We start from the raw sequence: 14445 nt of genomic DNA on the forward strand, positions 1-14445 counted from the left end.
CGGTAGGGGCGTCGGCGACTTAGGCGTACCCACTCGCCGCGTCGGATCGGCGGCCGTCGGCGGCGGAGCCGAGACGGGCGGAGCGGGGGACCGCCGCCGCGTCTGGCCGGTATTTATACCGCCGCCGCCCCTACGATCTAACATGGACGTGGCCCCGGACATCGACGCCGTGGCCGGCGAATCCGTCGTCGTGATCGGCGGTGGATTCGGCGGTCTCTCGACAGCCTGTTACCTCGCGGACGCCGGCGCGGACGTGACCCTCTTGGAGAAGAACGAACAGCTCGGCGGGCGCGCGAGCCGACTGGAGACCGACGGGTTCCGCTTCGACATGGGCCCCTCGTGGTACCTGATGCCGGACGTGTTCGAGCGCTTCTTCGGCCACTTCGGCCGCTCGCCCGACGAGTTCTACGAGTTAGAGCGGCTCGACCCCCACTACCGCGTGTTCTGGAAGGACGGCGACAAGGTCGACGTGCTCCCGGACCGCGAGGCGAACCGGGAGCTGTTCGAGGAGTACGAACCCGGCGCAGGCGAGGCGTTCGAGGCCTATCTGGAGGAGTCGGAGCGGACGTACAACATCGGGATGGAGCACTTCGTCTACGAGGACCGGCCGCGCCTCCGCGACTACGTCGACAAGGACGTGCTCCGGTACTCGTGGGGGCTCTCGCTTTTGGGCAAGATGCAGGGACACGTGGAGGACTACTTCGACCACCCGAAGCTCCAGCAGCTGATGCAGTACACCCTCGTCTTCCTCGGCGGCTCGCCGTACAACACCCCGGCGCTGTACAACCTGATGAGCCACGTGGACTACAACATGGGCGTCTACTACCCCGAGGGCGGGATCGGCGCCGTCGTCGACGGGATCGTCAAGCTCGGCGACGACCTCGGCGTGGAGTACGTCACCGACGCCGAGGTGACGGGGATCGAGGGGCGCCGCGGCGCGTTCGCGGTCGACACCGCCGACGGCGAGCGCTACCTCTCGGACCTGGTCGTCTCCGACGCCGACTACGCGCACACCGAACAGGAACTGCTCCCGCCGCGCAAGCGGCAGTACACCGAGGCGTACTGGGAGTCGCGGACGTACGCCCCCTCCGCGTTCCTGTTGTACCTCGGCGTCGAGGGCGACGTGCCGAACCTCGAACACCACACGCTGGTGCTGCCGACGGCGTGGGACGGTCACTTCGAGCAGATCTTCGACGACCCGGCGTGGCCCGACGACCCCGCCTACTACCTCTGCGTGCCCTCTGAGACCGACGACACGGTGGCGCCCGAGGGGCACAGCAACCTCTTCGCCTTGGTCCCCGTCGCGCCCGGGCTCGAGGACACGCCCGAACTGCGCGAGGAGTACCGCGACCTCGTGTTGGACGATATCGCCGAGAACACCGGAACGGAACTCCGCGACCGGATCGTCGTCGAGGAGACGTTCAGCGTCGACGACTTCGCCGACCGGTACAACAGCTATCAGGGGAGCGCGCTCGGCCTGGCGCACACCCTGCGACAGACCTCGCTGCTCCGGCCGTCCCACGAGTCCGACGCGGTCGACGGGCTCTACTTCACGGGGTCGACGACGACGCCCGGCATCGGCGTCCCGATGTGTCTCATCAGCGGACAGATAACGGCGGAGACGGTCTCGAAGACGGCGTGAGGAAAGCCGTGACCGACACAGCGACCGACTCCGGCCGGCGGGCGTTCGCCGAGGACCTCCGGTACCTGCTGGTGTTGTCGCGGCCGCGCTTCTGGCTGTACCTCGCGGGCCCCGTCGCGGTCGGCGTCACGTACGGTATCGGCGACGTGAGCGAGCTGTTCACGCCGACGACCGTCGCGCTGGCGGCGTACTTCCTCGTCCCCGCGAACGTCTTCCTCTACGGCGTCAACGACGCGTTCGACGCCGACATCGACGAGCTGAACCCGAAGAAGGAGGACCGCGAGGCGCGCTGGCGTGGGAGCCGGCTCGTCGCGGTCGCGGTGCTCGCGTCGGCGCTCGCGGGGCTCGCCACCTTCGCGCTCGCGCCGCGGGTCGCGTGGCCGTACCTCGCCGGGTTCCTCCTGCTGTCGGTGGGGTACAGCGCCCCGCCGGTGCGGTTCAAGACGACGCCGTTCCTCGACTCCGTCTCGAACGGCCTGTACATCCTCCCCGGCGCGGCCGCGTACGCGACCGTCGCCGGGGTCCACCCCCCGCTCGCGGCGCTCGCGGGCGCGTGGCTCTGGACGATGGGGATGCACACGTTCTCCGCGATCCCCGACATCGAACCGGACCGGGCCGCCGGGATCCGGACGACGGCGACGCTGCTCGGCGAGGGACGGACGTACGCCTACTGCTTCGCGTGCTGGGCCGTCGCCGCGGCCGCGTTCGCCGCGGTCGACCTCCGGCTCGGGGCGCTGCTCGGCGTGTATCCGGTCTTCGTCGCGTGGGTCGCCGCCTCGTCGGTGTCGGTCGACCGCGCGTACTGGTGGTTCCCGGCGCTGAACACCGCCGTCGGCACCCTGCTGGCGATGGGCGGGCTGTGGCGCGTCTACCCGATCACGGAGGTGCTCGCGTGAGCGACCCGGACGGATCGGCGGGGTCCGCGAGGTCGGCCGAGTCGGCCGCGTCCGGCGTCGACACGCTCCGAGCGCGGCTTCCCGACACGCGCCGCGAGGCGGAGCGCCTGCTCGACCGGACCGTCCGCGAGAACCGGTTCACCATCGCCGTGCTGTTCCCGCTCGTCGGCGCGCTCGCCCTGGTCGGCAGCGCGGAGGGATGGGTGCCGGAGCCGTTCGCCTTTCACCCGTGGTTCGTGCTGTTCGGGGTGTTGGTGATGCGCTCGCCGCTCGTCGTCGGGGTGTTGCCCGCGCTCGACCGCCGCGCGCTCGGGTGGATCGGCGTCCTGACCGCGTACACCTACGCGATCGAACTGGTCGGCGTCGCCACGGGGTGGCCGTACGGAAACTTCGAGTACGTCGTGGACCTCGGGCCGATGCTCGGCGGCGTGCCGGTCGCGCTCCCGGTCTTTTTCATCCCGCTCGTGGTCAACGCGTACCTGCTCTGTCTCCTCCTTTTGGGCCCGCGGGCCTCGAACGGCTGGCTTCGCCTGCTGACCGTGATCGCCGCGGTCGTCGCGATGGACGTGGTGCTCGACCCCGGCGCGGTCGCGCTCGGCTTCTGGAGCTTCGGCGGCGGGAGCTTCTACGGCGTCCCGCTCTCGAACTACGCCGGCTGGGTGGTGTCCGCGACGGTCGCGGTCGTCACGCTCGACCGCGCGTTCGCGGGGACGACGCTCCGCGACCGCCTGCGCGACTGCGAGTTCATGCTCGACGACATGGTGAGCTTCGTGATCCTCTGGGGCGGGATCAACCTCTGGTACGGGAACCCCCTCCCGGCCGCCGTCGCCGCCGCGTTCTGCGTCGGACTCCTCCGAGCGGACCGGTTCGACGCGCGGCTGTTCACCCCGTGGGAGTGACTCCCCGACCCGACTCGGTATCGCTTATATACGTCCCCCTCCTTTCCGGTGATATGAGCGTTCAGGAGAGTCGCGCGCGGCCCGGCGAGGAGGGGGAATGAGTCGGCTAACGATCGAGTACGGCGCTCACGAGCGCGTCAGCGAGGTCGTCGACCGGCTGACGTACTGCGCCGAGCACATCAGCGTCGCGTTCGACGGGTGGGAGGAGCCGCACGTCAAGGGACCGGGACTGTACTTCGCGGTCGTCGCCGACCGCGGCTACGGCGCGTACGCCGACGCGATGGGGGACAACCGCTGGCCCCGGGAGGACTGCGCGTCGGTCTTCGACGAGGACGCGTTCGTCGACGCCGCCGGGACGGTGAGCGTCGAACGGGACGGGGGGATCGTCGTCGCCGTCGACGGCGAGGTCGAGGAGCAGATGGTTCGCTTCCGCGACCTCGGCACCCGGAGCGGCGAGTCCCGGCTCGTCGACGACGTGAGCTACGAGCCGTGGATGGGGTCGCGGCACATGAGCGCGATCGAGACCTCGGTCCGGCCGGAGGTCGTGGCGACGGTGACGCTGAGCGAGGAGACGGGGCGCGTGAGCGTCTTCCGCGACGGCGATGCGACGTCGATGCGGCGCAACGAGATCGGCGGCGAGTGGCGCGCCGAGTAGGCGCCGGACGGAGATTTCGGTGTCGTCGACCGCGTTTCTACCCCCGAGCCCGGACGTCGTTCAGGTCGGGAGCCGACGGCGAGGCGGCGGGACCTCCGAGTGCCCGCGTCCGGGAGTTTTCCTCCGACGGAAACGGAGACCCATCGAGCCGGACGTCGCGGTGCGATCGGAGACGCGGCGCGGACTGTCGAAGTTCGGTGTCCCCGCCGCTGTACCGCACTACTTTCGCTCATGCATATATCATCGACTTCTTATAAATCTGGGTTCGTGCGGTCATTCGACCGCTTGCGGCCCGACTCGGAGAGCCGGTCGACGGCCCGCGGATCGAACGGGTCCGTACCACGTCGCAGTCGACGGAACCCCCAGTCGGATCGACGACCCGCGCGACCGGTCTGACGCAACCGTCGGTTCGCGACCGATGAAATCGCTCTCGTTCGGCCGCGTCCGCCGAGGGTACGGATTCTCGACGGCGATGGCGCTCACAGAGTTGCGATGGCGCTTACAGAGTTGCGATCGCGCCTGCAGAGTTGGGATCGCGCCCGCAGAGTTGGGATCGCGCTTGCAGCGGTCCGCGGGGAACCGCGGGTGGCCACTGCGACTCGCCTCGCGGTGGAGTCCCGTGGGCCCACGTTGCGCGTCACCGAACCGGACTCCGATTCCGAGGCGAGATGCGGCCGGACCGAAACGGAAATAAATATAATAAAAGTGGTAGTATATAGAATATACCAGTTTTTATACTATTGTAACGCCGATCCGACGGTCGTCGAAACGGCGTCGCGATACGCGACCCTCGTCGCAGTCCGGTCGACCCGGACAGCGCCGCCGTCGACGGCGGCGAGGTCGAAAGGGCGTCGCCCGGCCGATCCGTGCGGTCGCATCGCAAGCCCGATCGGTCGAGTCGCCCGCCGGGCACCGGCTTCCGAACGGGTCATCGGCTTCCGAAGGGGGGTCGCGTGTGGGCGATGCAGATTCTCGGATTCCTCGGGGTCGGTGGTCTCGACTCGTGCAGACCGTTCGCAACGGGGCGGAGGCGCCGTCGGAGACGAGTCGGGAGTTGCCTCGGAGAACACCCGTGAAGACCCGTCTGCGTCGCGTTTTAGCCCTCCGATAGCCGAGTTCCGCCGACTTCCGCGGCTCTGAACGAGTGATTAATAAAGATAGCGCCGGCCCAGAGTTCGGCTCATGTGCCGACGGACAGAACGGTCGCTCGCGCCGGCCGACGGGTGGCGGAGATGACCGATCCCGTCGAGATCCGGAACGGTTCGATCGTGACGCCGCACGGGGTCATCGAGGGCGGACGCGTCGTCCTCGCGGACCGTCGCGTCGCCGAAGTGGGCGACGCCGGGACGGAACCGATCCCCGAGGCGACGACGGTCGACGCCGATGGGAACGTGGTGATGCCCGGGCTCGTCGACCTCCACGGGGACGACGTCGAGGACGAGTTGTATCCGCGATCCGGCGCGCGCGTCGACGCGCGAGAGGCCGTGATCGCCGCCGACCGCAGGAACGCCGCTGCCGGGATCACGACGAAGTTCCACGCGATCGCGTTCGAGGAGACGCCGTCGGAGGACCGCTCGATCGCCGACGCGACCGACCTGAGTCGGGCGATCGCCGGCGCGGAGGAGACGCTATGCGACAACCGGATCCACGCGCGGTGCGAGCTCTCGGAGGAGAGCGTCGGAGCCGTCGAATCGCTCCTCGAGGCGGTCCCCGTCGATCTCGTGTCGGTGATGCATCACTCCCCGGACGGCGGACAGTTCGACGACGAGGAGTTCAGCGACCACTACGTCGAGCAGCGGGACTGCACGCGGGAGTCGGCCGCGACGCTCGCGGTCCGACGCCGAAACACCTCGACCCGGCAGCGCGTCGAGTTCATCGGCCGGGTGGCCGCCCTCGCCCGCGACCGGGGAGTACCGCTCGCGTCCCACGACGACGACTCGCCCGAGGCGGTCGACAGAATGGCCGCGATGGGCGCGTCGATCAGCGAGTTCCCGGTGACGCTGGAGGCGGCGGCGCGAGCGACGTCGGAACACGGCGTCGCGACGACGATGGGCGCTCCAAACCTCGTTCGCGGCGGGAGCCTCTGGGGGAACCTGAACGCGCGGGAGGCCGTCGACGCCGGCGTCGTCGACGCCCTCTGCACGGACTACCACCCGCGGTCGCTGCTGAAGGCCCCGTTCGTCGACACCGGCGAACCGCTGGCGACCCGAGTCGCCCGAGTCACGGTCAACCCCGCGGAAGCCGTCGGGCTCTACGACCGCGGCCGACTTCGGAGGGGCGCCCGTGCCGACGTGCTCGTCGTCGATCCCGACCCGACCCCGACCGTCGAACGCGTCTACGTCGGCGGGCGGGAGGCGGTACGGACGACCCGCCCAGACGACGCCCGCGAACGCGTCCCGACCGCCTGAGGCGCGCCATCGCCGCCGTCGTTCGGTACGGCCGTGAGTCGTCGCGGCCGCGGTTCGTCGCGACTGACGGTCCGACCCGTCGAGAGGCGGCGCCGGCGCCCGAGCTGAACGGAGAGGGCGGACCCCGATTACTCTCCAGATAAATATCCCCAACAGAACGCCAGTAGGCACATGACCGAACCGAATCTCGACGTCGGGTTCGTCCCCGTCGAGTGCCCGGGACAGGGGAAGACCGGGGCCGCGAACACGTCCTCCCTGTTGATCGAGACGCTGTCGCACCGGCACGACCTGACCGTCTACGTGGTCACACAGCAGGAGGCGCGGCGGGCGGACCTCCCGGCGCGGGACCGCGTCGAGTACGTCGTCCAAGACGATCTCTCGATGCTGCCGCACCCGATCGCGACGAAACAGGATGCGCTGCGCTCGAAACGAACCGAACTCGAGGCTCACGACCTCGTGCACTCCTACTCGTCGGCGTTCATTCCCACGCTCGCGACGCTCGACTGCCCGACGCTCGCGACTCTCAACTCCTATCTCGCCGTGTGTCCGACCGCCAGCTTCCGATACCACGGCCGGGAGAGCTGTTCGGGTCCGGGACCGCTGAAGTGCGCCGGCTGCGTGCCGGCGACCGCGATCAACCGACGGAACGGGGCGGAGTCGGAGGCGAAGTCCGCCTACCTCGCGGCCGGTCGGGCGCCGCTGGTGAAAGAGTCGATCGAGCGGTGCGACGAGGTCACGGCCTATCAGGCGCTCTCTCCTCACCTCCGCGACGACTACGTCGGCGTCGGGTTCGATCGGGACCGGATCCGCGTCATCCCGCACTTCTACGACGAGCGGTTCTGCGCCGAGCCGCCGGAGACGGAGCCCGCTCGGCCCCGAGCGACCGCGGAGGATCCGGTCCGACTCCTCTACGCCGGGTCGCTACGACAGATCAAGGGCGTCGACGTCCTCTTTCGGGCGTTACCGGCCCTCTCGGACCGCGGGGTCGAGGCGGAGCTGCACGTGGCCGGCACCGGCCCCCTCGAGGATCGACTTCGAGAGATCGCCGACACCCTCGGCACGGGCGACCGGATCGTCTGGCACGGGTTCCTCGAACGGGAGGAGCTCGCGTCTCAGTACCGGAAGGCGGACGCGTTCGTGTACCCCGGCGTCATCGACGAACCGTTCGGCCGCGTGATGCTGGAGGCGCTCGCCAGCCGGACGCCGATCGTCAGCTCCGACACCGGGAGCATGGCGGCGATCGTCGGCGACGCCGGGGTCCTGTTCGAACCGGGGGACGAGGAACGGCTCGCTGCGGCGGTCGAGCGGCTGATCGCCGAGTATCCCGCGCGGTGCGACGCGATCGGGGACCAGCTCGCGACGTTCGCCCCCGAAACGGTGCTCGAAGAGTTCTGCGACCTCTACCGCGAGACGGTCGAGACGGCCGATAGATCCGGTCGTTGAGCCGGACCGTTCACGGTCGCGGACCGCGTTCCGACGTGCGGTCAGGGCAAACCGCGCGTGCCGTCGCTCGTCGACCCGGCCCTCGCTCGTCGACCCGGCCCTCGCTCGTCGATTCGGCCCCGTTCCGATTCCGTCCGACCTACATGTACCCGAGGTCGCTGAGCCGCTCCATGAGGTCCTCGTCGTCCCGCGTGCCGCCGGTCCGCCCGGTCGTCCCCGCACGCTCCTGTACCCAGGCCGGGGAGTCGTCCTCCTTCTCGGCCGAGACGGCGCTCCCGAGAGACCGGTACCCCTCGAAGTAGCGGCCGGAGACCGGCACGTCTTCGACGTCGACCCCGTCCGGGAGATCGGCCGCGCTTTCGGGGAGGCGTCCCTCCTCCGGGAATTCGGGGACCGTGGCGGGGACGACCTCAGTCCACATCGCCTCCCACACGTCGGCCTCCGTGAACGGGAGGATCGGATGGACGCGGTCGTGCGTCGGGTGCGCGTCGGCCGATCGACTGGCCGAGAAGAACGTCTCGTCGGTCCGGGCCCCCCGTTCGTCCCACCTGACGGCGGAGACGACGCCGTCGACGTCGTGGGTCTCGATCGCGTCGTTCAGCGGCACCGTTTTGAGGAGGTGGTTGCCCACGTAGCCGTCGAGGAGGAACGGGAACGTCTCGCCGTCGTATTTGAGAACGTCCCGGACGTGTCGGCGGTTCGCTTCGTTCAGGTCCGCGACGCGAACCTCGTCACCGGGGTCGGTCGCGTTGGCCGCCACGTCCTCGTTGCGAGCCACGTGGAGGTCGATCCCCCACTCGTCCGCCCATCGCTCCACGAACTCAACGACGTCCGGGAAGTGCTGAAAGTGGTCGAGGAACACCGCCGGCGGTCGGTCGTATCCGCGTCGGTCGGCGACCGCGCGGACGACGTGGAGCGTCAGCGTCGAGTCCGCTCCGCCGGTCCAGACGACCGCCGGGTCGTCGTACGCCTCGAGCGCTCGGTGAGCCACGTCGAACGCCTTGGCCGCCTTGTCGCTGAACGTCGGGTAGTCGGTGGGAAGTTCGTCCGCACCGTCGCCGTAATCGACGTCCGCGTGCTCCGGGGTCCGTGTCATACCGTTCGGTCTCACGCGACCGACCCACATTATGAAGCGGTCCCTAATGTCGGGACCCCTCAGCGCTGCGCGCCGCCGTCGCCGTGGGTCGACGGGTCGACCGATCCGACGGCGTCCGCGGGGACCGCGGCGGCGTCACCCTGCTCGCCGCCGGAAGGAGGGGTTTTCGGGAGCGTGAAGTGGAACACGGAGCCGACCCCCGCCTCCGACTCGACGCCGATGGATCCGCCGTGGCTCTCGACGATCTTCTCGCACGTCGCCAGCCCGATTCCGGACCCCGTCTCGTCGTGGCCGCTGGAGAAGATCTCGAATATCCCCTCCGTTTCCGCCTCGGTCATCCCCCCGTTTTCGTCCGCCACCGCGAACCGGACCATCTCGCCAGCGGGCTCCGCGGTGACGTGTACCTGCGGCCGACCGTCGGCGTGTGTTATCGCGTTCTCCACGAGGTTCTGGAACAGCTGGACGACGAGGGTCCTGTCGGCCGCGACGGTCGGAAGGGAGCCGGCGGTGATCCTCGCTCCGGATTCGGCGACTGTCGACCGGAGGTTCTCGATCACCTCCTCGAACACCGCCTCGGTGTCGACGGCCTCGAAGGACACCTCGCCGCCGCCGCGGGAGTATTCGAGTAGGTCGTCGATCATCGACGACATCCTGGCCGCGCCGTCGATCGCGAACTCGACGTACTCCGACCCGTCGTCGCCGAGCTCGTCTCCGTAGCGGTTTTCGAGGAGCCTGAGAAAGCTCTGGATCGTCCGGAGCGGCTCCTTGAGGTCGTGGGACGCGACGTACGCGAAGCGTTCCAGCTCGGCGTTCGACTCCCGGAGATCGTCGACGACCGACTCGATCTCCGCCTGCATCTCTATTTTCGTGGTGATATCGCGCCCGATGCCGCAGACGTACAGCGGGCGTCCGGCGTCGTCCTCGACGACCGAGGCGGAGAACTGGTACGGGATCGTCTCACCGTCGCTCGTGGCCAATCGAAGTTCGATCGAGTGTTCGCCGTCCGACCGGACCCTCTCGACGGCCTCGACGGCGCGATCGCGATCGCCGCTGTCGAACAGCCGGAACGCGTCCAGTTCACCGAGTTCGACGTCGCTGTAGCCGGTGACCTCGGAGACGGCCTCGTTCCAGTACACGAGCCTGCCGTCGAAATCGACGATGAAGAACAGATCGGCGAGCCGATCGAGGTACTTCCCGGTGAACGCGAACTCCGGTTCGTGGGGCTCTTCGAGCAGCAGATACCGGTCCCCGTCGATCGGACGGATCGTGACTGATCGCGACGATGGGCCGTCGGAGACGACCGTCCGCTGTTTGGCTCCGGTTCGAACCGCGTGCGCCCAGAGCTCCGGCAGATCGGCGGTGAGATCCTCGGGCGGAGCGTCCCGCAGCGAACGCCCGACGACGTCCCCGTCCGGCCCGTCGATACTGTCCGCCATGCGGTCGTTCACCCAGAGGTACGTCCCGTCCCGATCGACGCACGCGATCCCGGTCGCGGACTCCGAGAGGGGGTCGTCGACGGCGTCGTCGGCCGAGGCGGTCGGCCGTGTCGCGGAGACCGCCCCAGACGCGGCGTCGCCGACGGGCTCACCGACGGCGGCGAGCGGGCCGTCCGACTCGGGGTCGTCCGGGTCGAACGTCCCGTCGACCAGCGCGGCCAGGTCGTCGTCGAGCGATTCGTGCGCCTCTCGTCGAGAGAGCGTCGTCAGCGACGGGTCGGTGTCCGCCAGTCGAAGCAGTACTCGAACGTCGCGCGTTTCGGTGCCGGAACCGAGCAGTACCCGATCGAACCGGCCGCCGATCAGCCGATCGACCGCGTCGCTCACGCTCGTCGTCGTGAAGGCGTTTGGGCGATCCGCCGGCTCCCGGTCGTTGATAACCCGTCGCAGTCCCTCGGCTTCCGTACCGACGTACAACACCGTTTCGTTCATGTATCCGTGGTATCGTATCAGCTGTCGATCATTACGCGGCCGTGACGGCCCCTTACACGCGAACTTGACTTCGACACGGGACATCGGCACCGTCGTCGGAAAAGCATACCCCTTCCGCGGCGCTCAGGCTTAGCGGTGGAAGGAGTGACATAAAATAGTCATTTATATCGCAGAGCGGGAGCCGGTTGGAGTGCGGTCGGCGGACTCGGGCGACTCTCGATGGGCGGAGGGCTTGACGCCGCCGCGCGGCCACGGACTCGACCGCCGCCGATCGGTGCGAATTATCAGACAGATAATCAAGGGCCCGATGGCACAATTCGGATCCATGCGTCAACTACTGACGGCGAGCGGACCGAGACGTCTGGGTGTCGATCGAATCCGGAGGTCGGTTCGTTGATGCAGTACGCCGACTTCGTGACGTTACAGAGCGGCGGGTTCATCGAGATAGCGCTGCTGTTCTTCGTTCTCGCCGTCCTCGCCGCGGTGGCCGGACTGCGAGGCGTGGCAGGGGTGTCCATGCGCATCGCGAAGATCTTCGTGTTCGTGTTCCTCGTGTTGTTCGTCGCTTCACTGTTCCTCTGATCTCCCTCTCGCGGCCGCGCTGACGCCTTCACTTTCGTTCTCTCTCTTTCTCTCACCTTTCGTCTCATTCCCTCCCGTTCTCTCACCTTTCATCTCGGAGGGCCGAAACGCCGCCTTCCGCGAGGTCACTCCTCCGTCGCGGAGTCACAGTCGGTTCCGCGAGCGGACGACGGCCGCCGACTCCCGGAGCGGAGCCCGCGATCCCGGCGTTTACCATCCTGATAATAATACTGGTGCCGGCCGTATCGTTCGATGCCGAAGTGGACGACACTTCCGGCACAGCCGATCGGAGTTGAGTTCCCTGCCACTCCGAAAGGGGGAAGCGTCACAGGATCCGCGCGCAACTGCCGCACCGCCACCCTCCTGCTTTTTGTCCGTAATCCCGTCGCCGGTCCGAAGCGAGAGCCGGGCCGTCGGCGCCCGGGTGCGAACGGGCGGGCGGCGCGTCGCGGCTCACGCCGGCACGTACTCCGTCCAGGAGCACCGCCGGAAGGCGACATCGTACCCCGTGGTGTCCCGGACCGCGTCGAGACCGTTTCGCAGCTCCGTCCACTCGTCGTCCGTGAGGTCGAGTCGCTGCTGGGTCCCCATCTCCCCGGTGTTCGCCGGATCGTCGTCGTGACAGAGGACGAGGTGGGCGATCTCGTGGAGCGCTAAGCGCGCCTGTTCGCGGGGCGAGTCGCGGTGGCCGACGACGGCCCTGTTCCCGGCGTTCATGCCGTTGACCCACCCGTCGTTCCACCGATCGCGCAACCCGTCGGAGAGGTGGCAGTAGACGCGCCCCACGTGCGGGGGTTCGCGCCGCCCCGGAACGACGACGAGCTGGAAGGCGACGTTTTTCAGGTCCGCCTCGACCTCGCGGGCGTAGAAGCTCTGGGTCGCCCAGAGGATGCTGTGCACGTCGTTCCCGTACGACTCGAGGAACCGCCGTTCGTCGATCCGGTCCGGGTGGTCGAGCCACTGCATGTGGATGCCGTTGTCGCGGAACAGCGCCTCCAGACGACGCTTGACGGAGTCGTCTACCGCCGCGGTTCCGACGTATCTCGCGTCGACGAGGAAGTCCGTCCGGCCGACCTCCAGCCCCTCGAACGAGTCGGCGCCGAAGCGGTCGACGAGACGCTCGTGGAACGCCTCCGACCGCTTCAGTTCGTCCGGGATCCCGTCGCCGCCGCTGTGTTCGGACGCCCGGTCGCGCCGGTACGCTCCGACGCCGCCGGCGGCCGCGGCCCCGACGCCGCCGAGCAGGGTCGCGCCGGTTCCGCCGAGCGAGCGGAGCACCGACCGCCGCGACCGGCTCTCGTTCTCGCCTTCGGGCCGCGGTTGGTCCGCCATCGTGTTCTCGCATCGACGGACGCCTCACTCCTATATAAAAAATCACTGACCTGACAGTAACCGAGATACTTACCACCGCTTAACCGGTCGGAAGCGCGGCGCGAAGGAGTTCTCAGACCGACGGCTTCGGGACGGTCGGCGGCGCGAGGGCGACGCCGATCAGCGCGTTCGACACCGATCAGCGCGTTCGACGCCGGGCGAGTTCCCGCGATATGACGGCGCTCACTCGTCGTTTCGGCCGTTCTCCGCCGTCGCTCCGATCTCTTGGAGGTCCCGGTTCTCGTCCAGGTCGAACACCATGGCGAGCAGCATGAACAGCCACCCGAGCGCGAACAGGACCCTCCCGTCTCCCCTGGACGGTCCGTCCCTCAGCGCGTCGGCTCCGACCGACGCGGCCCCCAGCGCGGACGTCCCGGCCCCGAGGTAATAACACAACGCGAGGGGGTGGAAGTCGCGCTGGAGGTATTTCACTCGCAGTCGCCAGAGGAACCCTCGCAACAGCAGGATCGACAGTTTCGGGATGAAAGAGGTGTACGAGATGTGGCTGGTTTCGTCCTCGTAGACGGCCCGTCGGGGGACGTCGGCGACCCGCATCTCGTGGACGTTGAGACGGATGAGCAGGTCGTTGACGAAGCCGTAATCCTCGTACAGTTCGTCGATTTCGAGCGTTTCGAGCGCCGACAGAGAGATCGCCGTCGACCCGTTCTGCGGGTCGTTCACCTTCCAGTAGCCGCTCGCGATCCGGGTCAACAGCGCGAGCGTCGCGTTTCCGATCTGCCGGAACGCTGGCATCTCCTCGCGCGTCAGCATTCTGTTCCCCTTGGCGTAGTCGACCCGACCCGCCGCGACGGGCTCGACGATGCGCTCGACGACGTCCGGGGCCGTTTGCCCGTCGCCGGCGATCACGACCGTGATGTCCGTCCCGTCGGCGACCGATCGCTTGTATCCCGTCTTGATCGCTCCGCCGACGCCTCTGTTCCGTTCGTGCTGCAACGGGACGACCGTCGGGGATCCCCCGTCCTCGCCGTCGGCGGCGGCGGCGCGGCCGCCGGCCTCGTCGCGAGCGCCGGACTCTTCGGCCGCGACGTCGGAGCCGTCGACGTCGCCGTTTCGGGCGGAGGGATCGACCGGGACCCCGCCGTCGGCGCGGGCCTGAATCGCGCTCCACGTGTCGTCGGTCGAAGCGTCGTCGACGACGTACGCGCGATCGACGTACGTCGGAAGCGTTTCGATGACCTCGCCGATGAACGGTTCCTCGTTGTAGACGGGGATGACGGCGGCGACGGTGTGTCCCTCGTACATTCTCTGGTACGTCGGTCTGCGGCGGTTCGCGGCTTTATTATGAGACCGATATGCCGCTCTCACGTCCGCGAGCACTCCGGTTTATCGGCCGTTCGATCCGCTCTCGCGACATTAACCGCGCGATAAGGAAATGGGAGCGACTCGATGGCCAAGCCGAGATCATGAGCGACCATCAGGAGACAGTGGGTGCCGATCCGTCCGTCTCGCAGGCACTCGGGTTACCGTCGCCCGCGCCGGGGTCGGTGCCCGCGTGCGGACGCGT

At 68.4% G+C, this 14445-nt stretch carries 11 protein-coding genes; 7 read left to right on the forward strand and 4 right to left on the reverse strand.

Going from position 1 to position 14445, the window contains the following annotated elements; translation table 11 throughout:
• Nucleotides 1–142: 142 nt before the first annotated feature.
• From DJ81_RS01800 to DJ81_RS01825, 6 genes are all read left to right on the forward strand, one after another.
• Nucleotides 143–1642 carry an NAD(P)/FAD-dependent oxidoreductase gene (locus DJ81_RS01800; protein WP_094588151.1) on the forward strand — a complete coding sequence of 500 codons (1500 nt, stop codon included), beginning with the start codon at nucleotides 143–145 and terminating at the stop codon, nucleotides 1640–1642.
• 8 nt (nucleotides 1643–1650) lie between these two features.
• Nucleotides 1651–2538, forward strand: a complete 888-nt coding sequence (locus tag DJ81_RS01805) for a prenyltransferase (RefSeq protein WP_394338285.1) — start codon at nucleotides 1651–1653, stop codon at nucleotides 2536–2538.
• A complete protein-coding gene (cruF, locus tag DJ81_RS01810) occupies nucleotides 2535–3437 on the forward strand; it encodes a bisanhydrobacterioruberin hydratase (RefSeq protein WP_094588155.1) in 903 nt (300 codons plus the stop codon). The genes DJ81_RS01805 and cruF overlap by 4 nt, the downstream gene beginning before the upstream one ends.
• Before the next feature lie 97 nt (nucleotides 3438–3534).
• Nucleotides 3535–4092 (forward strand): diadenylate cyclase, encoded by a 558-nt coding sequence (locus DJ81_RS01815; protein ID WP_094527402.1) that lies wholly within the window; start codon nucleotides 3535–3537, stop codon nucleotides 4090–4092.
• Nucleotides 4093–5324: 1232 nt separating this feature from the next.
• Entirely contained in the window at nucleotides 5325–6500 is a 1176-nt protein-coding gene (locus DJ81_RS01820; protein ID WP_094588180.1) for an alpha-D-ribose 1-methylphosphonate 5-triphosphate diphosphatase, read from the forward strand.
• 171 nt (nucleotides 6501–6671) lie between these two features.
• Nucleotides 6672–7943, forward strand: a complete 1272-nt coding sequence (locus tag DJ81_RS01825; RefSeq protein WP_094588157.1) for a glycosyltransferase family 4 protein — start codon at nucleotides 6672–6674, stop codon at nucleotides 7941–7943.
• 139 nt (nucleotides 7944–8082) lie between these two features.
• On the opposite strand, the gene DJ81_RS01830 is transcribed toward DJ81_RS01825, so the two are convergent.
• Together DJ81_RS01830 and DJ81_RS01835 are read right to left on the reverse strand one after the other, a co-directional pair.
• Nucleotides 8083–9039, reverse strand: a complete 957-nt coding sequence (locus tag DJ81_RS01830) for a phosphoadenosine phosphosulfate reductase family protein (protein ID WP_094525781.1) — start codon at nucleotides 9037–9039, stop codon at nucleotides 8083–8085.
• Nucleotides 9040–9098: 59 nt separating this feature from the next.
• Nucleotides 9099–10967: a PAS domain-containing protein gene (locus tag DJ81_RS01835; protein WP_170938217.1), complete on the reverse strand. Its 1869-nt coding sequence runs from the start codon at nucleotides 10965–10967 to the stop codon at nucleotides 9099–9101.
• A 396-nt stretch (nucleotides 10968–11363) separates the two neighbouring features.
• Here DJ81_RS01835 and DJ81_RS01840 point away from each other — a divergent pair, with 396 nt between their 5' ends.
• The gene (locus tag DJ81_RS01840; protein ID WP_094588162.1) at nucleotides 11364–11549 is read left to right on the forward strand and encodes a DUF1328 family protein; all 186 of its coding nucleotides are present in this window, start codon (nucleotides 11364–11366) and stop codon (nucleotides 11547–11549) included.
• 453 nt (nucleotides 11550–12002) lie between these two features.
• On the opposite strand, the gene DJ81_RS01845 is transcribed toward DJ81_RS01840, so the two are convergent.
• A complete protein-coding gene (locus DJ81_RS01845) occupies nucleotides 12003–12881 on the reverse strand; it encodes a hypothetical protein (protein ID WP_094525778.1) in 879 nt (292 codons plus the stop codon).
• 222 nt (nucleotides 12882–13103) lie between these two features.
• Nucleotides 13104–14183, reverse strand: a complete 1080-nt coding sequence (locus DJ81_RS01850) for a glycosyltransferase family 2 protein (protein WP_094527399.1) — start codon at nucleotides 14181–14183, stop codon at nucleotides 13104–13106.
• Between the last annotated feature and the right edge of the window lie 262 nt (nucleotides 14184–14445).

This window comes from Halorubrum sp. Hd13, from assembly GCF_002252755.1.
Classification (GTDB): Archaea; Halobacteriota; Halobacteria; order Halobacteriales; family Haloferacaceae; genus Halorubrum.

Bases quoted from the DNA above. Each gene is read 5' to 3' on its own strand.
- DJ81_RS01800 (WP_094588151.1), top strand. From the start codon at position 143: ATGGACGTGGCCCCGGACATCGACGCCGTGGCCGGCGAATCCGTCGTC.
- DJ81_RS01815 (WP_094527402.1), top strand. From the start codon at position 3,535: ATGAGTCGGCTAACGATCGAGTACGGCGCTCACGAGCGCGTCAGCGAG.
- DJ81_RS01820 (WP_094588180.1), top strand. From the start codon at position 5,325: ATGACCGATCCCGTCGAGATCCGGAACGGTTCGATCGTGACGCCGCAC.
- DJ81_RS01825 (WP_094588157.1), top strand. From the start codon at position 6,672: ATGACCGAACCGAATCTCGACGTCGGGTTCGTCCCCGTCGAGTGCCCG.
- DJ81_RS01830 (WP_094525781.1), bottom strand. From the start codon at position 9,039: ATGACACGGACCCCGGAGCACGCGGACGTCGATTACGGCGACGGTGCG.
- DJ81_RS01835 (WP_170938217.1), bottom strand. From the start codon at position 10,967: ATGAACGAAACGGTGTTGTACGTCGGTACGGAAGCCGAGGGACTGCGA.
- DJ81_RS01840 (WP_094588162.1), top strand. From the start codon at position 11,364: ATGCAGTACGCCGACTTCGTGACGTTACAGAGCGGCGGGTTCATCGAG.
- DJ81_RS01845 (WP_094525778.1), bottom strand. From the start codon at position 12,881: ATGGCGGACCAACCGCGGCCCGAAGGCGAGAACGAGAGCCGGTCGCGG.
- DJ81_RS01850 (WP_094527399.1), bottom strand. From the start codon at position 14,183: ATGTACGAGGGACACACCGTCGCCGCCGTCATCCCCGTCTACAACGAG.